The 17,869-nt window shown below is 67.3% G+C and carries 25 protein-coding genes and 1 pseudogene; 18 read left to right on the forward strand and 8 right to left on the reverse strand.

Annotated features, from left to right (window positions below; all coding sequences use genetic code 11):
- Positions 1 to 333 precede the first annotated feature (333 nt).
- The 13 genes from M4D53_RS16020 (at position 334) to M4D53_RS16080 (ending at position 8,103) form a co-directional block, all read left to right on the forward strand.
- Positions 334 to 1,683 (forward strand): ParB/RepB/Spo0J family partition protein, encoded by a 1,350-nt coding sequence (locus M4D53_RS16020; protein WP_259955018.1) that lies wholly within the window; start codon positions 334 to 336, stop codon positions 1,681 to 1,683.
- A 396-nt stretch (positions 1,684 to 2,079) separates the two neighbouring features.
- Positions 2,080 to 3,033: a DUF3560 domain-containing protein gene (locus tag M4D53_RS16025; protein WP_259955019.1), complete on the forward strand. Its 954-nt coding sequence runs from the start codon at positions 2,080 to 2,082 to the stop codon at positions 3,031 to 3,033.
- Positions 3,034 to 3,064: 31 nt separating this feature from the next.
- Entirely contained in the window at positions 3,065 to 3,616 is a 552-nt protein-coding gene (locus M4D53_RS16030) for a hypothetical protein (RefSeq protein ID WP_259955020.1), read from the forward strand.
- 341 nt (positions 3,617 to 3,957) lie between these two features.
- A complete protein-coding gene (nrdH, locus tag M4D53_RS16035; protein ID WP_179516453.1) occupies positions 3,958 to 4,203 on the forward strand; it encodes a glutaredoxin-like protein NrdH in 246 nt (81 codons plus the stop codon).
- 3 nt (positions 4,204 to 4,206) lie between these two features.
- The gene (locus M4D53_RS16040) at positions 4,207 to 4,419 is read left to right on the forward strand and encodes a hypothetical protein (RefSeq protein ID WP_259955023.1); all 213 of its coding nucleotides are present in this window, start codon (positions 4,207 to 4,209) and stop codon (positions 4,417 to 4,419) included.
- Between the two features lie 112 nt (positions 4,420 to 4,531).
- A complete protein-coding gene (locus M4D53_RS16045; RefSeq protein WP_259955025.1) occupies positions 4,532 to 4,936 on the forward strand; it encodes a DUF6573 family protein in 405 nt (134 codons plus the stop codon).
- Between the two features lie 72 nt (positions 4,937 to 5,008).
- Complete coding sequence (locus M4D53_RS16050) at positions 5,009 to 5,173, forward strand: hypothetical protein (protein WP_259955027.1); 165 nt, start codon at positions 5,009 to 5,011, stop codon at positions 5,171 to 5,173.
- Between the two features lie 123 nt (positions 5,174 to 5,296).
- Positions 5,297 to 5,665 (forward strand): single-stranded DNA-binding protein, encoded by a 369-nt coding sequence (locus tag M4D53_RS16055; RefSeq protein WP_259955029.1) that lies wholly within the window; start codon positions 5,297 to 5,299, stop codon positions 5,663 to 5,665.
- 110 nt (positions 5,666 to 5,775) lie between these two features.
- Complete coding sequence (locus M4D53_RS16060) at positions 5,776 to 6,582, forward strand: ParA family protein (RefSeq protein ID WP_259955030.1); 807 nt, start codon at positions 5,776 to 5,778, stop codon at positions 6,580 to 6,582.
- A 4-nt stretch (positions 6,583 to 6,586) separates the two neighbouring features.
- Complete coding sequence (locus M4D53_RS16065) at positions 6,587 to 6,976, forward strand: hypothetical protein (RefSeq protein ID WP_127913491.1); 390 nt, start codon at positions 6,587 to 6,589, stop codon at positions 6,974 to 6,976.
- 29 nt (positions 6,977 to 7,005) lie between these two features.
- Positions 7,006 to 7,404, forward strand: coding sequence for a DUF192 domain-containing protein (locus M4D53_RS16070; RefSeq protein WP_227718854.1), 399 nt, complete (start codon positions 7,006 to 7,008; stop codon positions 7,402 to 7,404).
- Entirely contained in the window at positions 7,397 to 7,732 is a 336-nt protein-coding gene (locus M4D53_RS16075) for a hypothetical protein (RefSeq protein WP_088478640.1), read from the forward strand. Before M4D53_RS16070 ends, M4D53_RS16075 begins: the two co-directional genes overlap by 8 nt.
- A gap of 38 nt (positions 7,733 to 7,770) precedes the next feature.
- Positions 7,771 to 8,103 carry a hypothetical protein gene (locus tag M4D53_RS16080; RefSeq protein ID WP_259955035.1) on the forward strand — a complete coding sequence of 111 codons (333 nt, stop codon included), beginning with the start codon at positions 7,771 to 7,773 and terminating at the stop codon, positions 8,101 to 8,103.
- An 88-nt stretch (positions 8,104 to 8,191) separates the two neighbouring features.
- Here M4D53_RS16080 and M4D53_RS16085 read toward each other — a convergent pair whose 3' ends face one another.
- The 6 genes and pseudogenes from M4D53_RS16085 to M4D53_RS16110 all read right to left on the reverse strand — a co-directional run bounded on the left by M4D53_RS16085 (position 8,192) and on the right by M4D53_RS16110 (position 12,517).
- Entirely contained in the window at positions 8,192 to 8,509 is a 318-nt protein-coding gene (locus M4D53_RS16085; protein ID WP_088478642.1) for a DMT family transporter, read from the reverse strand.
- Entirely contained in the window at positions 8,509 to 8,868 is a 360-nt protein-coding gene (locus M4D53_RS16090; RefSeq protein WP_046746592.1) for a DMT family transporter, read from the reverse strand. The genes M4D53_RS16085 and M4D53_RS16090 overlap by 1 nt, the downstream gene beginning before the upstream one ends.
- Positions 8,865 to 9,239: a TetR/AcrR family transcriptional regulator gene (locus tag M4D53_RS16095; protein ID WP_227718921.1), complete on the reverse strand. Its 375-nt coding sequence runs from the start codon at positions 9,237 to 9,239 to the stop codon at positions 8,865 to 8,867. Before M4D53_RS16095 ends, M4D53_RS16090 begins: the two co-directional genes overlap by 4 nt.
- A gap of 15 nt (positions 9,240 to 9,254) precedes the next feature.
- Positions 9,255 to 9,545 (reverse strand): annotated as a pseudogene (locus tag M4D53_RS16100) (helix-turn-helix domain-containing protein); the annotation flags it as partial.
- Positions 9,546 to 9,599: 54 nt separating this feature from the next.
- Entirely contained in the window at positions 9,600 to 10,865 is a 1,266-nt protein-coding gene (locus M4D53_RS16105; protein ID WP_259955036.1) for an MFS transporter, read from the reverse strand.
- A complete protein-coding gene (locus M4D53_RS16110; RefSeq protein WP_259955037.1) occupies positions 10,862 to 12,517 on the reverse strand; it encodes an ABC-F family ATP-binding cassette domain-containing protein in 1,656 nt (551 codons plus the stop codon). The genes M4D53_RS16105 and M4D53_RS16110 overlap by 4 nt, the downstream gene beginning before the upstream one ends.
- 322 nt (positions 12,518 to 12,839) lie before the next feature.
- Between M4D53_RS16110 and M4D53_RS16115 the strand changes: the two genes are divergently transcribed.
- Genes M4D53_RS16115 through M4D53_RS16125 form a run of 3 tightly spaced genes read left to right on the forward strand, consistent with a single transcriptional unit; the run spans position 12,840 to position 15,148 of the window.
- A complete protein-coding gene (locus M4D53_RS16115) occupies positions 12,840 to 13,397 on the forward strand; it encodes a recombinase family protein (protein ID WP_259955038.1) in 558 nt (185 codons plus the stop codon).
- Between the two features lie 47 nt (positions 13,398 to 13,444).
- A complete protein-coding gene (locus M4D53_RS16120) occupies positions 13,445 to 14,128 on the forward strand; it encodes a DUF2188 domain-containing protein (protein ID WP_259955039.1) in 684 nt (227 codons plus the stop codon).
- A 3-nt stretch (positions 14,129 to 14,131) separates the two neighbouring features.
- A complete protein-coding gene (locus tag M4D53_RS16125; RefSeq protein WP_259955040.1) occupies positions 14,132 to 15,148 on the forward strand; it encodes a zeta toxin family protein in 1,017 nt (338 codons plus the stop codon).
- 4 nt (positions 15,149 to 15,152) lie between these two features.
- On the opposite strand, the gene M4D53_RS16130 is transcribed toward M4D53_RS16125, so the two are convergent.
- Together M4D53_RS16130 and M4D53_RS16135 are read right to left on the reverse strand one after the other, a co-directional pair.
- Positions 15,153 to 15,359, reverse strand: coding sequence for a hypothetical protein (locus tag M4D53_RS16130; RefSeq protein WP_259955041.1), 207 nt, complete (start codon positions 15,357 to 15,359; stop codon positions 15,153 to 15,155).
- Between the two features lie 252 nt (positions 15,360 to 15,611).
- Positions 15,612 to 15,986 carry a hypothetical protein gene (locus M4D53_RS16135; protein ID WP_259955042.1) on the reverse strand — a complete coding sequence of 125 codons (375 nt, stop codon included), beginning with the start codon at positions 15,984 to 15,986 and terminating at the stop codon, positions 15,612 to 15,614.
- Positions 15,987 to 16,239: 253 nt separating this feature from the next.
- Here M4D53_RS16135 and M4D53_RS16140 point away from each other — a divergent pair, with 253 nt between their 5' ends.
- Both M4D53_RS16140 and M4D53_RS16145 read left to right on the forward strand, forming a co-directional pair.
- Positions 16,240 to 16,653 carry a plasmid mobilization protein gene (locus tag M4D53_RS16140; protein ID WP_371513885.1) on the forward strand — a complete coding sequence of 138 codons (414 nt, stop codon included), beginning with the start codon at positions 16,240 to 16,242 and terminating at the stop codon, positions 16,651 to 16,653.
- A partial coding sequence (locus M4D53_RS16145; RefSeq protein WP_259955046.1) for a relaxase/mobilization nuclease domain-containing protein occupies positions 16,650 to 17,869 on the forward strand: 1,220 nt, incomplete at its 3' end. The genes M4D53_RS16140 and M4D53_RS16145, both read left to right, overlap by 4 nt.

Genomic DNA, 17,869 nt, shown 5'->3' on the forward strand with positions numbered 1-17,869 from the left:
CCGAGCTGCCGCAGGGCTCCACTCGCCCACAGGGATGGACAGCTGCCCTCAACACCAGGGGGACGGCCTGCCGGCCGCAGATCCTTCGCGCCCTGCGGGGCGCCGTTTTTTACCGTGAAGCCTGCGGCAGTCTACGGTCGGCCACGCTCCGCGCAAGCCCCGCGAGCGGGGCCGGCTCCCCCGAGACTTTCCGGCACGCGGTCGCTGCGCTCCCTCACATCGCACCGGAAACTCTCTCCCCCACCGCACTCCGTGTTGACGCTGCGCACGTCCTCCCTGACCGGCACATTCGTGCCTTCACGGCAAAAAAACGTGGAGGGGAAAGGGATGAACATGACCACCACGACCACGCCCGGAACCATCGAGCACATCGACCCCCAGACCATCGACGTGGCCACGAACGTGCGCACCGAAGCGACTCTCGGGAAGGAGTTCGTCGACAGCATCCGCGCAAACGGCGTCCTCCAGCCCGTCGTCGCCTACCGCGACAGCGAGGGCGTGCACGTCCGCTACGGCCAGCGCCGCACCCTCGCCGCCCAGATGGTCGGCCTCGCGACGATGCCCGTCTACGTCGTCGACGTCGACGACACGGACACCGCCCAGCGCATCATCGAGCAGCTGGTCGAGAACGACCAGCGCGAAGCACTCGGAGAGGGCGACCGACTCGACGCCTGGCGGCAGTTGGAGTTGGAAGGACTCAGCGCCACGCAGATCGCGAAGCGCACCGGCACCAAGCGCGACACGATCAAGACCGGCCTGACCGTCGCCTCCAGCGACACCGGGACCCGGCTCGTCGCGGAGGTCGGACTGACCCTCGACCAGGCCGCGACGCTGATCGAGTTCGAGGACGACCCCCAGGCCGTCGCTGACCTCACCGAGATTGCCGGGAGCCAGCCCGACTACTTCCCCGTCGCCGTCCAGCGCGCCCGCAACGAGCGAGACGCCGCCGTGCTCCGCGAGAAGGTGGAGGCGGAAGTAGCGGCCAAGGGGCACCGCATCCTGTCGTCCTCCCCCGGCTGGGAGGACGCCACCCCCTACCGTCTGCACCAGGTGACCGACGAAGGCGGGAACCGGATCACCAGCGACTACGTGGAGGGCAAGCCCGGGATCGCGGCGCACGTCCGCGCGTGGGACGCCGAGCAGTTCGAGGTGACGTACTACGTCGACGACCTCGACGCGGCAGGATTGATCCTCCGCCCCGGTGCCACCAGCGGCGCGGCCAAAGGCCCGATGACCGACGAGCAGAAGGCAGAGCGCAAGACGCTCATCGCCAACAACAAGGAATGGGACGCCGCTGAGTCGGTTCGCCGCGAGTGGGTCGCAACGTTCCTGGCGCGCAAGACCATGCCGAAGGACGCGATGAGCGTGGTCGCAACGCTCCTGGCCACCGGAGGCTACGACCTCGGCCAGTCCATCGGACACGGCAACAGCCAGGCGCAGGAATTCCTCGGCATCGAGCGCGGCTACGGCGACAAGATCGCCGAATACCTCACCGCGCACCGGACCCGCGCCGCGCACGTCGCCGTCGCGATCGTCCTCGGCGGCATCGAGCAGCAGACCAGCCGCGACACCTGGCGCTCCCCCCGCCCCGAGAAGGCGGCGTACTTCCAGACGCTCCAGGCCTGGGGATACCCGCTGTCGCCCGTCGAGAAGATCGCCGCCATGCTCCCCGACGAGAGCTAATAGAGGCAATATCCCCATAAGAGCCAGCCGCCCCGCGCCACAGCGCGGGGCAATGCTGTGCCGCCACGGAGGCCGGCCCAGCAACCGGGCCGCCGACAGAGGCCGGCCCGGACTGAGACGACGGCGCTGCGCGCCGACTGTTCGCGAGCGCGCATACGCGCGTCGTTTTTTGGCCTTGAAGCCTGCGGCAGTCTACGGTCGGCCACCCTCCACGCAAGCCCCGCTGCGCGGGGCCGGCTCCCCCGAGATTTTCGGGCGCGCGGTCGCTGCGCTCCCTCTCATCGCACCAGAAATTCTCTCCGCCACCGCCCTCCGGGTTGTCGCTCCAGGCGGCACTCCCTGACCGGCACTACGTGCCTTCAAGGCAAAAAAACGAGGTGGAGAGAGGAACCAAGCATGCTGAGCATCACGCACACGCACGAGGCCGGAACGATCATCGAGGGCACCGCCAAGGGTGACGGGTCCGCCGCGATCTTGAAGGCGAACCGGTGGCGCTGGGGTCGGAGCATCGGCGCATGGTACGTCCCGAACAGCCGCGACCGTCTCCCCCAGCATCACGTCATCACCCGCACCGCCGCAGCCCTGGAGGCGGCAGGGTTCGAGCTGGCACCGCTGGAAATCGACCGCACGACCCGCAGCACCGTAGAGGTAGAAGCCGGGAAGATCGCCCGTCAGGCTGACCGCGTGGCCGCGCTCGACGCCAAGGCCGACCGGAAGGCCACGAACTCGGATGCCGCATGGAACAAGCACCTGAGCGACGTCGCACGCCTGCCCGAGGGCGGCGAGCCGATCAAAATCGGCCACCACTCCGAAGGCCGCCACCGCCGCGCGATCGACAAGGCCCACAACAGCATGCGCCGCAGCATCGACGCCCACCACGACGCCGAGGAAGCCGCCCGCCGCGCCGAGGCCGCCGCACACACCACAGACGCCCGCTACAACCCCGTGACCGTCGCCAACCGCATCGAGAAGATCGGCGCGGACATTCGCCGCACCGAGCGCCGGATCATCGCGGACGTGTACGACCGAGAGACGGGATACCGGCCCGCCACGGACGAGCAGAAGGCCAAGAGAGCAGCCGCCTACGCACCGCAGCTCGACGAGCTGCGCGACCAGCTCGCCTACTGGGAGCAGGTGCGAGCCGACCAGATCGCCACGGGACGCGCGACCGGATACAGCCGCGACACCATCGCCAAGGGCGACGCGGTGAAGGTTCGCGGCTACTGGCACAAAGTCGCCCGGGTGAACGCCAAGACGGTCAGCGTCGAAACCGCCTACAGCTGGACCGATCGCGTCACCTACGCAGAGATCCAGGACCACCGCACCGCCGAGCAGATCACCAAGAACTAATAGAGGCATAAGGGATAAGGGAGATACGACCATGAACACGACCACCGCCACCCCCGCCGCTCAGAGCGTCGAGCCGGGAACGCCGCTGCACTGGTTCCTGGAGGTCTGGAGCGGCGACGCCGCCGCCGACATCGCCAAGGCGCTCACCTGCACCGAGGCCGACGCCCTCGCCGGTCTGCTGCGCTCCTGCGGCCGCACCGCGGCCGCGCTCGAATGGATCAACGCCCACGCACGGAGCGACGAGGAAGGCGACGCGCACCACCGCACGCCCGCCGAGACGCTGCGCGCCGAGTTCGACGAGCTCGCGGCATCCGTCCCCGGCCTCGACCTCTGCGAAGAGGACCCCGAGACGTTCGGATACGGGCACCTGGTGTTCTACAAGCAGAACGAGGACGCCCGAATCGGGTTCACCGAAATCTGCGACCGGCCCAGCGACGACCCCGAGCGCGAAGTCACCGGATACGAGTGGCGAGCCGACCGGCGCGACGCAGACGGCGTGACCGTGGTCACCGCATCCGGCAGCGCCACCCTCGACGACCTCGACACCATCACCGCAGCCGCGTGGACGTGGGCGACCCAATAGGCCGCCCCAGCCGTGCCCTCCCGGGCACGGCGCGAGGGGAGCAACCCCCTCACACTCCCCCGGCGCCGCTGCGCGTCGGTGTGCGCTCCCCTACGGGTCGCCGGCATTCATCGGGCTTCGGGCATCGTTCCTGACGCTCCATCATTGCCGCCGCGGTCCTCCACACAAGCCCCTCCGGGGCCGGCTCCTCCGAGATTTTCGCCACGCGGTCGCTACGCTCCCTCACATCGCGACGAAATTCTCTCCCCCGCCGCCTGCGGTTGTGTTCCGGCCCTGCTGCTGCGGCACTGCTCCGCTTATCAGGAACGAGCCAGCGAATTGATCGAGAGAGGAAGAGGGACATGATCGAGAACGAGCTGACGGTGTACAGCAAGCCGAGCTGCGTGCAGTGCAACGCGACGTACCGGGCACTCGACGCCAAGGGCATTCCCTACCGAGTCGTGGACCTCAGCCAGGACGACGCGGCGCTGGAGTACGTGAAAGACCTCGGATACGCACAGGCTCCCGTGGTCGTCGTCGACGATCAGGACCACTGGGCAGGCTTCAACCCCATCGAAATCGACCGTATCGCCGCACACATGGGATGACCGATGAGCGAAGAGCAGCAGGACGAGCGGGGCCCCGTGTCGTGGGAAGCGTTCAATTGGATGCGCCAAGAGATCCCCCGACTGCAGGGCGAGGTCGAGCAGCTGCGCCGCGACGTCGAGTTCTGGCAGCAGCAGACGAATCACTGGTACATGAAGGCCAACTACACCCCCGAGCAGATCGCGGAGTTCCAGCGCCGCCGCTCGCTCGAGCAGTGACCACTTGCCTATAATAGAGGCATTAGGTACAATAGAGACATAGACCAAGACCCGCGGAAACTCGCGGATTGTCACGCCCGATAAATAGAGGCATTAGGTACAGGAGGACAGCATGAGCATCGAGAACTACTTCGGCAGCGTGATCCACAGCCGCACTCGCGAGGACGCACTAGCGGACGGCGATCTGGTCGACGCGGGCGACATGGCGCGCGAAGCCCGGTTCCGCATCCCGGTCGCGCTCACCCGTGCCGCGTGGGCCGAGGCGGTCGCCTGGGATGAGGACAGGCCCGAGCCGCAGGACGCGGACGGCCGGCTGTGGGACGTGCTCTACATGGCCGGCATCGCCGCGGGCAACGCCCCGGGCGGCGATCGCGTCACCTTCCGCGTGTTCCGCATCCCGAACGAGGATCGAGGCCGGCAGTGGAACGAGGCAGAGCTGATCGAGCTGGCGCTGCACATCGGCCCCGGCGACGAAGGCGAGCCCGTCGTGACGATCATGCTCCCTCGCGAGGACTGAACAGGAATCCCGGCATTCCCCCTAATAGAGGCATAAGGTACAATGGAGGTACAGAAGATGAAGGAGCTGACCGTGACGAAGCTGGCAGAGCTGCGGGAAGGGGACGTGTTGACGGCCCTCGACGGCAAGCCCTACGCCAAGCCCCTCACCGTCGCCAGTGAGCTAGGACCGATCACGACCGGTAGCCCCGTGCGCGGCGTCCGGTTCGAGCCGCCCACCGGCTCCGGCATCGAGTGAGTGTTCTACCCCGGCCAGATGGACGGGCACCGCATGACCATCAACCGCTACGGGCTTTGAACCCGTTGCAAACCGGTACTAATACCGGCATTATCCCCATCAGAGAGAAAGGAAACGCTCACCATGAGCTACATCACCCGCACCGGAAATCTCGCCGCGACTCCCGTCCTGCGCGAGAACGACAAGGGCAAGCCGTACACCTACGCCCGCGTGCTCGTCACGGACCGCATCCGCCAGGAGGACGGCAGCTACGTCGACGGCGCGACGATCGGCTACGACGTGGCCGTGCAGGGTAACCAGGCGCAGAACCTCGTCGACGCCGCCGAGCGCTGCGGCAACATCCGCATCACGTTCGCGGGGGAGTACCGGGCAACCGTCTACCGCCCCGAGGGTGGCGAAGAGCGCATCCAGCACGAGGTCCGGGCCGATGAGGTCGGCGTGAGCCTGCACCTCCAGTCCGTGACCGTGGAGCGCAGCGGCACAACCGAGTGACCGCGCCCAGGAGGGGAGTGCCCCGAGTGCTCCCCTCCTCTCCTCATACCCAATAGAGGCATTGTCACTAATGGGGATACACTCAGAAACATACGACCCGGGAGGAACCCGTGACTGACACCAACCAGCGCGAAGCAGTGATACTGACCGCCTGCAACCAGAAGGGCGGCGTCGGGAAGTCGACGACCGTCTTCCATCTGACCCGGGCGGCCGTGCTCGCCGGCCTGCGCGTGCTCGTCGTCGACAGCGACCCGCAGGGCAACATCACCAGCGTCCTGACCGAGGACGTCGGAGAGACGGAGCCGGGGCTGGCCGACGTGCTCAGCGAGTACACGCCCGACACCATCGCAGACGTCATCGTGCCGGGAATCTGGGAAGGGCTCGACGTCGTGCCGACGACGGGGGAGACGCTCGGTGTGGTGCGCGATCAGCTCGTGGTCGCTGGAGCCGCCCGTGAGGGACGGCTGAGCCGTGCCCTGGAGGCTGTGCGCGGCGACTACGACCTCATCCTGATCGACTGTGGCCCGAACCTCGACCAGCTCGTCATCAACGCGCTCACGGCCGCTGACGGCGCGCTCGTCGTCACGCAGACGAAGCTCTGGAGCGCCAACGGGCTCGCGAAGCTGCTCGACACCATCACGCAGGTACAGCAGAGCTACAACCCCCGGCTGCGCGTCGCCGGCGTCGTGCTCAACCAGCACGAGTCTCGAACGGTCGGCGGCGGCCACTGGGCCGGCGAAATCGAGGCGGCCGCCGAGGCGCGCGGCCTCCCGCTGCTCACCCCGCCCGTGCCGAAGCGCCAGGCGATCGCAGACGCCACCGAAGAATCGATCGGGCTCGACGAAGGCGACGCTGATGCGCGCGAGCTCGCAGCGATCTACGACGGATACCTCACGCAGCTCACCGGAAGGAACTAAGCACATGGCCGCGAAGCGAACCGAGCGCCGCACGTCCGCGCTCAGCGGGCAGACGCCCGTCAACACCCAGGCAGTGCCGGCGGCACAGCCGACTCCGGCGCCGGCTGCAGTCGCACCCGCAGCACCCGCCCCGACGCCGACGAAGGCCGGGGGAGTGGCAGCGAAGAAACCGACGCGCACGAAGATGAACTACTACGCGGACAGCGACCAGGACGGCCGCATCCGCGCCGCGTTCTACGCCGGTCGCGACAAGTACCGCTGGCGGAACATGACCGACATGCAGCTGCACGGCGTGATGGGCCTCGTCGAGTCGCTGGAGCGTGAATTCAACGACGGCGAGCACTTCGAGCCGATGCCTCCCGGCACCGGTCCCGTGGGCCGGCCCCTGGAATGAAGCGTGCCGCGGCCGCGGTCGCGGCCGCCGTGGCGATCATCCTCACCGGCTGTGCCGCCGACGTCGACGAGCTGCGCGTGACCATCGACGGTGTGACGATCACCGCCGAACAAGCAACGAGCACCGACGCGCAGCGCGAAGGGCTCAGCGGGCGGGACAGCGTGCCGGACGGCACCGGCATGTGGTTCCCGCTCGAGCCCGCACAGCGCACAGAGGTCTGGATGCAGGACACCCGCGTACCGCTCGACGTCGTATGGATCCGCGACGGGCGCGTGACGGGCGTTGTGACGCTCCAGCCGTGCTCCACGGACCCATGCCCCCGAGAACCATCCCCAGGGATCGTAGATGCGATCCTCGAAGCCCCCGCCGGCACTTTCGCGCAGACGACAGTGGGCGCCGCAGTAGAACGAAGGAGCACCGATGAGTGAAAATCTGATCGACCCCGCAGACCCGGAGTACGAGCTGAAAGTAGCCGAGGCGTTCCAGCGCACGGTCAACGGGGCTCACGAGGGCGATGACCTCCCGGTGCAGATCACCGTGCGCCAGGCAATGAAGATCGCGGCAATCATGGGAGCTGTCGCCCGCGGCCACTCCGGCTACACCGACGCGCTGCGCGATGCCTCCTGGTTCCTTGACGCCGTGGTGGCTGAGAGCCGGCCCGACATGATCGTTTCGCGATCGTCGGCCGAGCTGTGGGCCGTCGTCGACGCCTGGCCCTGGCCCCGACCCGGCAAGCCGAAGGACAACGCTGAGTAGGCCCCCTCAGCGTCCGATGTTCCCGGGACGATGTCTCAGTGGGAACGAACAAGCGCTACCCGCACCTGGCGGCGCAGAGGGGCGAAGAGCGCGAGCTGCGCGAGGCGCGCAAGCGTGGGCCGCGGCGCACCCTCGATCGCGTCCAGCTGCGATTGCATGCGCAGCCCCTCACGATCGTTCCCGAGCAGCTGACGATATGGGGGCATGCGTGGCTCCAGTTCGGGGACACCAACGTGCGGTGCGTCGTCCAGGTGAAGCGCTGGACAGCCGACGCCGTGGGCGTGCAAGTGACGATCGACGGTGAGACGTTGCGGTGCTGGATATGGCAGGGAGCATGCCAGCGCATCTCCGACCCGACCGACGTCTGGTGACCTTGCCGCGAAGGTTCCCCGCAAGTTGCTTTCGGCAGACGGTTTCGCTGTCCATCGCGCTAGACGTGGGGATGTCCGCCTCGCCGGGTTAGTGGACGGCTCCGAGTTCAATGCAGAGAACGCCGCCGACGATGAGGACGATGCCGAGGCCCATCAGCCAGGTGAAGGGCTCTTTGAAGAGGAACTTGCTGAGGATGGCGGTGAGTGCGACGCCGGATGCGGCCCAGATGCCGTAGGCGACGCCGAGTGCCATGCCGCCGGCGAGGGCGAGGCTGAGCATGGTGAATGCGAGGACGTAGCCCACAGCCACGCCGACATACCAGCGCTTCTTGTCGACGGCCATACGCAGGGAGAGCGTGCCGACGACCTCGAAGACGATTGCGCCGATGAGGAACAGCCAGACCATCACGCGACCTCTGCCTTCTTCTTGTGACCGGCCTGTGCGCCGAGTTCGACGCACAGCACTCCGGCGATGACGACGACGATGCCGATGCCCATCAAGAGCGTGAGCGGTTCGCCGAAGATGATGAGGGAGAGAAGCGCCGTGAGCGCGACCCCGGATGCTCCCCAAATGCCGTAGGCGACGCCGAGGGCCATGCCGGTGCGAAGCACGAGGCTGAGGAACACGAACGCGCCGATGTAGCCGGCTGCGACGAGTGCATAGAGGGCGGGTGCGTCGAGCGCACCTTTGAGGGATAGTGAGCCGGTGACCTCGGCGGCGATCGCGCCGATGAGGAACAGCCAGCCTTTGGCTTTGTTGGTCACTGGGGGTCTCCTTCATTCACGAGTTGCAGGGCGATCGCGCGTAGGACGGATCGTTCGTCGTCGCGGACGGTGGGGATGCCGAGCGCGGCGTTGAACCATGCGCCGTCGGCCAGCAGGCGGGCGGCGCGAAGTGATGCGCGGCTCGCCGGGTCAGTGTCGATGTTGCTGCCGAGCCACGGGGTGAGGCGTTCCGCCCACAGAGCAGACAACCGCTCGCGCAGGTTCACGTCCGCGAGCAGGGCGAGATCGCTGGAGTCGAAGTCGCCGTTGAGTGCGTAGTCGACGTACGCGCGCAGCTTGTCGATCGGCTCGGCATCCGTCGAGGCCCGAGTATGCAGATCCGCTTCCCAGCGGTCGATGATGCGGTTCACGACTGCGACAGTGAGAACTTCTTTCGTGCCGAAATGGTGGACCACCCCGGGCTTCGTCAACCCCGCCTCGCGAGCGACTGCATCGAGGGTGAGGGCATCGCCGCGGCGAAGGACTTCAACTGCGTGATCGAGAAGTTCGATTTTGGTTGGCACAGTTCGAATATACCTACCATACGTATGGTACGTCAACTCGATTGCGGGCTCAGCCGTAAACGATCGTTTCTGGTGGGTACGTTTCCCTTCGTTTGTGCGGCGTGCCAGAAACACCCGCCGGAAGAGAGTCACGGCAGACGATTGCGGCGGCATAGCGGGTAACAGGGGCTGAGTCTGGCCGGCCCGATGCCAGGCTCAGCCCCTGCCCTATATATCGAGCGGGTGCTGAAGCTCGACGATCCGCATGCGTCCTGCCGCGAGGGCGAGGAGAGCGAGTACGGGCGGAATGATCCCAGCGACGATGAAGATGACTTCCACGGGCACGAGCAGTGAGAGCGGGCCGGCGATTGCGATCGAGACGGGCATGAACGCGATTGAGACGAAGAAGTCGAGACTCGCGACTCGACCGATCATGTTGAGCGGGACAAGTCGTTGCAGGAGAGTTCCCCAGATCACGACACCCGCTCCGGTTGCCGCGCCGACGACGAACAGCGAGGCCAGCATGAGCGGGAGGCTATCGGCCATGCCCAGCAGAACGAGGGGCAAGGTTCCGCCGCCCCAGCAGAGGATCATGAACGTCAGATACCGGCGCGGCAGCTTCAACGACGACACCACGAGGGACCCAACCGCTCCACCGATCCCGAACGCCGCCAAGAGAATCCCGAAGGTAGCTTCCGCATCCTCGAACCGGTCGCGCGTCAGGAACGGCAGCAGGACTTCGATCGGCCCCTGGATGATGAGGGCGAGCGACGACCCGAAGATCAACGTCCAGAGCAACCAGCGGGTGCCCGCGACATATCGGATCCCCGCTTTGAGGTCATCCCACACGTTGGTCCGGTCGGTCGCTGATGCGGTCTCGTTCGTCTCCTCCCGCTGGCTGAGGAACAGCACGATGATGAAAGCGATCGCGTAGGACGCGGCGACGATCACCGCGCCGATAGCGGGGAAGAACGCACCCACGATGACTCCGCCGAGCGCGGGGCCGAGTCCCTGACCCATCGACGGGCGCAGTGCGCCCTCGAGACCGTTGGCGGCGAGCAGCTGTTCAGGCGGGAGCACCTGCGGCAGGTACGCGCTGTAGGCGGGGTAGAAGAACGCGCTGCCGGCGCCCATCGCGAACGAGGCAACGCCGACATGCCATAGCTCGATCGTGCCGGTGAGCGACAACGTGGCGACAGCGGCCATGACCAGTGCGGTGCAGCCCTGGACCGTGATGATGATGCGGCGTTTAGAGAACCGGTCGGCGACGACCCCTCCGAGGATCGCGAACGCGAAGAGTCCGAGGCTCATGCCTGTTGCGACGGCGGAGAGCGCCAGGGGGCTGTCGTTGAGTGCCAGCACCTGGAACACCATGACGATCGTCCACATGCCGGTACCGAAGACCTCGATCCCGACCGCCGCGAACAGCAGCCGGTAGTCGCGAGTGGCGAGCGGGAGCAGAGCGCGCAGCGCGTTGGGGTTCTTCTTGCTCATGCCAGCGCCTCACTTTCCGTCGTCGAGTTCAGATGCAGCTGTGGCCAGTCGGCGACGTCGCGCAGGAGTTGGCGATCGTGGCTGGAGAGAACCACGGCGGCTTGTGTGGCACCAAGCGCATCGGTGAGTTCGTCGACGAGCGCGATGGAGAGGTGGTTGGTCGGCTCGTCGAGCAGAAGCACGTGAGGCTTGGCCGCGAGCACCAGTGCCAGGTCGAGCCGGCGTTGTTGTCCCATCGACAGCTCACCGATGCGCTTGCTCGATTGCCGAGCTCGCAGGAGGCCGAGCTGCGACAGCCCGACCGCTTCCGATGCCGGGAGGGTTCCGGCAGATACCAGTGCGTCAACATGCGCGGCGTAGACCTCGCTCGCCCGGCGACCCGGCGGCAGATCCGTCTCCTGACGAAGGAATCCGAGACGAGCGCTCTGCGGCATCCGCACCGCACCGGTGTCCGGGTGCAGCTCGCCCGCGACCACTCCCAGCAGGGTCGACTTGCCCGCACCGTTCGGGCCCGTCACCACCAGGCGTCCGCGATGCGACAGCGAGAACGATACGGAAGCTGCCAAGCGTCCGGTCACGCTCACCTGCTCGACGCTCAGTAGTACTGCTCCGGTCCTCGTGGGCAGGTCTGGGAACCGGAACTGCAGTGGTGGCTCGGGCACCGTCACCGCGTGTGCTTCGAGCTGTTCCTGACGTCGATGCACGCTCTGGACCAGCCCGCCGGCACGGGTCGCACGGCCGTGCTTGTTAGTCCCTTTCTCAGGACGCCACCCGGAGACGAGCCGATTCTGTGCAGAGCTGAGGCTGTCCTGCAGGCGGGCATGCTCCGCTTGTTGCCGGTCGTACTCCTGTTCCCAGCGTTCCCGCTCGGCCTGTCGGCCCTCGCGATATCCGGCGTACCCGTTGCCATATACCCGCACTCGATCATCCGGGGTCGGGTCCAGGTCGACGATGGTGTCGGCGACGTCCGAGAGCAGTGCCCGATCGTGCGTGACGACGACGACCCCGCCTGCACGGGAGCGGAGCTGCGCGCTCAGGAACTCGAGACCGGACCGGTCGAGGTGGTTCGTCGGCTCGTCGAGCAGCAGGAAATCATCGTCAGCACCGAGCAAGCACGCCAGACGCACTCGATACCGCTGTCCCACGGAGAGGTCACCGAGCAGCCGGGCCTGGTCGGTCTCCGCGTCGAGCGCTTCCAGCGCGATCTGCACCCGCCGTTCGGCATCCCACGCATCAAGTAATTCAGCGTGCTCCAGCGCGGCAGCGTAACGCTCATCCGCGCCGACGTCCCCGGCCGACATGGCACGGGCCGCCTCGTGGAGGGACGCCATAGCGGCGAGCGGTTCGGCGATCGCGTCGGCTACGGCCTGGCCCACGGTCCGGTCGTCGTCCGCAGACATCTCCTGTTCCGCGACGCCCAGAGTTCCCGTGCGCTGCACGGTTCCAGAATCAGGGAGCAGTGTGCCGTCGAGGACGTGAAGCAGGGTCGACTTCCCGCGGCCGTTCTCGCCGACGATCGCTATCCGCGACGCAGGAGTAACGGTGAGGTCGACATGGTTCAGGACGCTGGTCGCTCCGCGCATCACTGAGACGTCGGAGGCGATGAGTTGGGCGCGCTGGCGCGCCGGTAGATGTTTGGTCAGGGTGAGCATTCGAATCCTTCGAGACGACGCACCGAGCACTCCAGATGAAGCGCAAAGGGTACGCAGATGACGGCGACCCACGAGGGTCAGAAACGAGCGGCCGCCGCAAGCTCGGAGAAACTCAACGAGCGCGGTGGGCCTTACTCAGCCTTCAGAGGAACAACAAATGCACGTACCGATCGTACGGTACCGACCTTCCCTGCCGCAAACGATCGTTTTCGGCGGCCTCGTCGACGTCGACGACCAGGTGCGCGACACGCCGAGAAACGATCCGCCGAAACCCCCTGCCGAAACCGAATCGCGCCGGAACATCGGCAGTACCGTTTTCGGCATGGCACACGAAGTCGGCTACGCCCGAGTCTCCAAGCGCGAGCAGAACCCGGACGCGCAGGAGGCCGAGCTGCGCGCCGCCGGCTGCGAACGAGTGTTCGTCGACTGCGGCGAATCCAGCCGCGTCGCAGACCGCCCCCAGTGGCTCGCCTGCCTCGACTACCTCCGGCCGGGGGACACCCTCAAAGTGCGCCGGCTCGACCGCCTCGCCGGCAGTGAGCGCATCCTGATCGAGACGTTGCAGGACCTCGACGCCCGACAGGTGAACATCGTCAGCCTCACCGAGCCGATGATCGACACCACGACACCGATGGGCCGCGCCCTCTACGGCATCGTCGCCGTGTTCGCGCAGCTCCGCGTCGACACGATCCGAGAGAACACGACTCGCGGTTTGGACTACGCCCGCAGCCAAGGCCGCGTCGGCGGCCGCCCGAGCGTCATGACGCCCGAACGGATCGCGACGGCGGAGCGCATGCGAGCCGAGCAGCAGAGCTGGGAGAGCATCGCCCGCGTGCTCGGAGTCGGAGCTACCAGCGTGCGCCGAGCCCTCAGCCGATAGCGCTATCTATCACCCCTTGATAGAATGGTCTATAGGAGGTGGTCGCCATGACGATCGCAGAGGTTCCGGCCGAGGCACGTGCAGCAGTGCTCGCGCGCCGCCGGAAGGAGATAGACGAGCTGGACTACCGGCGCGAGCTGCGCCGCCTGGACCAGCACGGATACAGCCAGCGAGAAATCGCCAAGTGGCTCGGGATCGCGCAGCCGTCCGTGCTCAGCGCGCTCCGCACCGCAGCCAAGGTCCCGATGCCTCTCGACGGATTCTCCGGCGCGACGCCCTACGAGATTTGCCAGCGCTACGCCGCCGGCTTCATCGACCGGGCGAAGCTCGTCGACGAGCTGACACGGTTCCCCTACGTGAAGGGCGGACAGACGGACGGCTATGACTCTCTGATCGTCGACCCGGCCGGCACGTGGTCAGAGGTCAGCGACGCCGCGCGCCGCGGGCTCATCGAGGATGACGTCTACGAGGAAGTGTTCAACCGCCGACACGGCATCGAGCCGGCCCCGGCGCAGCACGCCAACACCAAGGCCGCCGCGGTCGACCGCGCTCGAGAGATGGTCGCCAAGTCGGGCGGGGGAGAGATCCACGTACACGGTCGCAAGGACGGAAGAGAAGTCAACGTCCGCGCCCGCAACGGCGGCGCGGAACACCTGACGCATGGGACGGACGGCCGCGTCGTCGACCGCAGCTCGACGACCGCCGACCCCCGCACCGCACGGAGGCTCTAGCGCGTGGTTTCCGATGCAGTCGCTCGCCACATGGACACGGTGCGCGAGCTGTCCAAGCCTGGACAGGCACTCGCGCCCAACGCGGCCACAGCGACGACGAACAACCCCGCATGGTGGATCGACGGTGAAGTCACGCCCTCACGTCGACGGCTGCACACGCGCTTGCTCCAGGAGGCCCGCGACGCCGCTCCCGACGTCGAGCAGCAGCGGCGCGCGATCGTGCTTGCCGGCCCTCCCGGCGCCGGCAAGAGCACTGTGCTGGCCGACGTGCTCGGGGAGCATCGAGGGAAGTACCTCGTGATCGACGCGGACGAGTTCAAGCGCTCGCTTTTGCGCGAGGCGCAGCAGGACGGGAGCTACGACACGTGGCTCATGCCTGACGCCATTCGCGAGCGTGAGGCGCAGGGGGAGAGGTTCTACCCGCTGGAGCTGGCATCCCTCGTGCACGAGGAATCGTCCTACCTCGCCAAGAGCTTGCGAGCCGACGCGATCGCCGCGGGCGACAACATCGTGATCGACACCGTGCTCAGCAACCAGGCCGACGCCCTCGCACTCGGGCAGCGCCTCAACGAGGCCGGATACGACGTCCGCGTGATCGACGTCGAGGTGCCCTACGAGCTGTCCGAAGAGCGCATCCGCGGCCGCTGGGAGCACGCCTACACGACCGCCCTAGACGGCGGTGACTCGCTCGGCGGCCGGTGGGTTCCCAGCGAGTACGCGCGCGACGTGTTCGACGGCCCCGGGGACCGGTCGAAGCCGGAGGCCGCAGCACGCGCGCTGGCCGAGCAGTGCCCCGCAGTCGGCCGATATCGCGTGTTCCGCACGACCGCCGAAGAGGCGCGCGCAGCAGACGCCGAGGGGCGTCCTGCGCAGGCGACAGTCGAGGTCGACAAGTCCCGCAGCTCGCGCAGCGCCACGCTCGTCGACACTGCCCTGGCACGCACACAGCAGCGCGCCGCAGCCGCGCGCCCGATAGTCACCGATCGCGGCTCATCGACACCCGGGCCGGAGCGCTCCTAGCCGCTCAATCGGCATCCTTCGAGAGCGTGTCGATCACCGTGACGAACTCCGTTCCCGTGACCGTCACCGTGTTCAGCAGGTGATACCCGTAGCGTCCGTGATCCGCGAGTTGCTGATCGCGCTCCGCGACCTTGCGAAGCAGACTGCCTCGTGAATCGTCCAGCGTCGGCAGCGTCGTCGTGATCGTCGTGAACGCAACCAGAGTGCTCATCGTGACGTCCTCTCCCTTGGTTTGTGTCGTCCGAAAGTGAGCAGTTCGGCGCATGCGCCGAGCTGCCTGCTTTCGGCGAACACTTGCCGCCTTGCACGCAGTGGAGGGGCGGTCAAGGGGAGCCCCGCAGGGCTCTCCCGAAGGGACGCGCAGCGCCCTTGACGGGCCTGGAACGGAGTGCAACCCCGCAACGCGGGGAAACGCAACAGACCCCGCACCGAGAGCCGGATACGGGGTCTGTTATGCGCGGGATTATCCGAGGTCGGAGCCGCCACCTTCTGACTCGCTGACGGACGCCGGAGCGGACTGAGAGGACGACGGTTTGCGCGCCGCTCGCTTGCGTGTCCGCTGCTTCTTGTCCGGCTCATCGAAGCCGATCTTTCGCAGCTCGACGTCGGTCCATCCGGCCGACAGCGCGGCGTTGTAGCGCTGCACATCATCGCGTTCGGCGTCGCTCACGAGCGCGGCCAGTTCGCGCTCCAGCTCGGCACGGCGTCGCTCCGCGTCGGCGCGCACGTCTGCGACGTTCTGGCGCGCCTCCGCGAGGCCGCGAATAGCGCTCAACCGCTCCTGTTGGAGTTGGTTGGCGCGTGCTTCTGCTTCTTCAACGGAGAGTGTTTTAGCCATATCCACAGTGTATGTATCTGTTCCGTCAAACACCAGAGCGCGCGCAGCGCGGGGAGGCTCCGAAGCGGCGCAGCCGCTTTCACCCCCTCCTGTCGTCGGTGGCGGCCTCTGAGGAGTTCCAGACGGAGCAAGCTATACAGTTACCCGGGGTAACTGGGGCTTGATCCTCGACACTGGGTCGCGGATGCGGCACACTTGACGTGTGGTCCCCGTTCGGGGTCGCTGCGCTGGGCATCAGAAAGGCGGTGTTGTTATGGCGAACGAGTCGCCGGAGCGCCGCACGCCCAAGGGGCGACGTCGTGCGAATGTCCCCGGGGGACGCACGAAGCGGCACGAGGTATGGGTGTCGCCCGAGGAAGAGGGCGAGCTGTACCGTCGTGCGCTTGCGCAGAACGTGACGATCCCGCGCTACCTGTACGAGTGCGCGATGGCACCCGAGACGGGCGAGACGGCGACGGCGCGGCGTGAGCAGCTTGCAGACCTGTTCCGGCTGCACCGCTCGCTCGCGAGCGTCGGCAACAACCTGAACCAGATCGCACGCGCGACCAACGCTGAGGGGTTTGTGCCGGTGGAGTTGCGCGACGAGCTGCGGCACACCATCGCCGCGGTGCGTCGCACGGCGGAGCAGATCGACGAGGTAGTGGATCAGCTCGGAGTCCGCGCATGATGCCGAACGTCGTGCGCGGCGATCGCATGTCGGGATTGCTGACGTACCTTGCTGGCGCAGGACGCCACAACGAGCACACGGAGCCGCACGTCGTCGCGGGCGATGACGCGATCATGGCATGGCACGCAGACACCGAGCTTGGACGCGATTCCGCTCTGGCGATCGCGCGCCACCTGGACCGCACCAAGCAGGCTTTTGGTACGGAGGTCGCGGGCGGCCACGTCTGGCACTGCTCGCTGTCGCTGCGCGCCGAAGAGGGCATGCTGACGGACGATCAGTGGAACGCGATCGCGCGCGACTTCGTGACGCTGATGGACTTCGACGACGCCGAGGGGACGAAGGCCCCGACCCGTTGGGCGGCGGTCCGTCACGGCGTGAGCCAGAACGGCAACGACCACATTCACATCGTGGTCAACCTCGTGCGTGAGGACGGCACGAAGGCGGGCGTCCACAACGACTTCCACCGTGCACAGAAAGCCGCACGTGCACTGGAGCAGAAGTACGGCCTGGAAGAGCTGGAGTCCGCATCGGCCGAGCGCTCGACGCGCGGCTACGACCCCGCCGAGCAGGAGGCACAGGCACGCTCGCGCGCCGAGTGGAAGTACGACCGGACTCGCCGTGAGAGCGACGAGCCGATGCCGTCGTGGGAGCAGCTGACTCCCATCGACCGGCAGGCCCGTATCGCCGCGGAGAAGAGCGCCGACCAGCCCCGGTACGCACTCGCGCGCACGGTGCGCGGGTGTGCCACCGCAGCGGAGAGCGAAGGCGAGTTCGTTCGCCGCATGCGGCGCTCAGGCCTCATCGTCCGGCCCCGGTTTGCGGAGGGCACCCAGGACGTCATCACCGGCTACAGCGTGGCCCGTCGACCCGAGGCCGGCGAACGGCCGATCTGGTACGGCGGCGGGCACCTTGGGCGAGACCTCACGCTGCCGAGGCTGCGCGCCGAATGGCCCGATACCCCGATCGGCGCGACGGACGCGGCGGCCGAGTGGAACGCCGCTTACCGCGGCCGTCGAGTCGTGCAGCCCGGGCGTGAGGCGGCGGAGGTAGACCCGCAGATGTTCGAGCAGATGAACGCCTCGCTGGGCGAGCTGCGCGACCGTCTGCGCAGCGTTCCGGTCGACGATCGCGAGACGTGGGCGCGCGTCGCTCGCCACACGGCGGGAGCTTTCGCGGCGTGGTCTAACGCGGTCGAGGACGAGCCTGGCGACCTGGC

Origin of the sequence: Microbacterium meiriae, from assembly GCF_025143875.1 — a bacterium.
GTDB lineage: Bacteria > Actinomycetota > Actinomycetes > Actinomycetales > Microbacteriaceae > Microbacterium > Microbacterium meiriae.

Coding starts and splice junctions, on each gene's coding strand:
- M4D53_RS16020 (WP_259955018.1), top strand. CDS start 334: ATGACCACCACGACCACGCCCGGAACCATCGAGCACATCGACCCCCAG.
- M4D53_RS16025 (WP_259955019.1), top strand. CDS start 2,080: ATGCTGAGCATCACGCACACGCACGAGGCCGGAACGATCATCGAGGGC.
- M4D53_RS16030 (WP_259955020.1), top strand. CDS start 3,065: ATGAACACGACCACCGCCACCCCCGCCGCTCAGAGCGTCGAGCCGGGA.
- nrdH (WP_179516453.1), top strand. CDS start 3,958: ATGATCGAGAACGAGCTGACGGTGTACAGCAAGCCGAGCTGCGTGCAG.
- M4D53_RS16040 (WP_259955023.1), top strand. CDS start 4,207: ATGAGCGAAGAGCAGCAGGACGAGCGGGGCCCCGTGTCGTGGGAAGCG.
- M4D53_RS16045 (WP_259955025.1), top strand. CDS start 4,532: ATGAGCATCGAGAACTACTTCGGCAGCGTGATCCACAGCCGCACTCGC.
- M4D53_RS16055 (WP_259955029.1), top strand. CDS start 5,297: ATGAGCTACATCACCCGCACCGGAAATCTCGCCGCGACTCCCGTCCTG.
- M4D53_RS16065 (WP_127913491.1), top strand. CDS start 6,587: ATGGCCGCGAAGCGAACCGAGCGCCGCACGTCCGCGCTCAGCGGGCAG.
- M4D53_RS16075 (WP_088478640.1), top strand. CDS start 7,397: ATGAGTGAAAATCTGATCGACCCCGCAGACCCGGAGTACGAGCTGAAA.
- M4D53_RS16085 (WP_088478642.1), bottom strand. CDS start 8,509: ATGGTCTGGCTGTTCCTCATCGGCGCAATCGTCTTCGAGGTCGTCGGC.
- M4D53_RS16105 (WP_259955036.1), bottom strand. CDS start 10,865: ATGAGCAAGAAGAACCCCAACGCGCTGCGCGCTCTGCTCCCGCTCGCC.
- M4D53_RS16110 (WP_259955037.1), bottom strand. CDS start 12,517: ATGCTCACCCTGACCAAACATCTACCGGCGCGCCAGCGCGCCCAACTC.
- M4D53_RS16115 (WP_259955038.1), top strand. CDS start 12,840: ATGGCACACGAAGTCGGCTACGCCCGAGTCTCCAAGCGCGAGCAGAAC.
- M4D53_RS16120 (WP_259955039.1), top strand. CDS start 13,445: ATGACGATCGCAGAGGTTCCGGCCGAGGCACGTGCAGCAGTGCTCGCG.
- M4D53_RS16130 (WP_259955041.1), bottom strand. CDS start 15,359: ATGAGCACTCTGGTTGCGTTCACGACGATCACGACGACGCTGCCGACG.
- M4D53_RS16135 (WP_259955042.1), bottom strand. CDS start 15,986: ATGGCTAAAACACTCTCCGTTGAAGAAGCAGAAGCACGCGCCAACCAA.
- M4D53_RS16140 (WP_371513885.1), top strand. CDS start 16,240: ATGGCGAACGAGTCGCCGGAGCGCCGCACGCCCAAGGGGCGACGTCGT.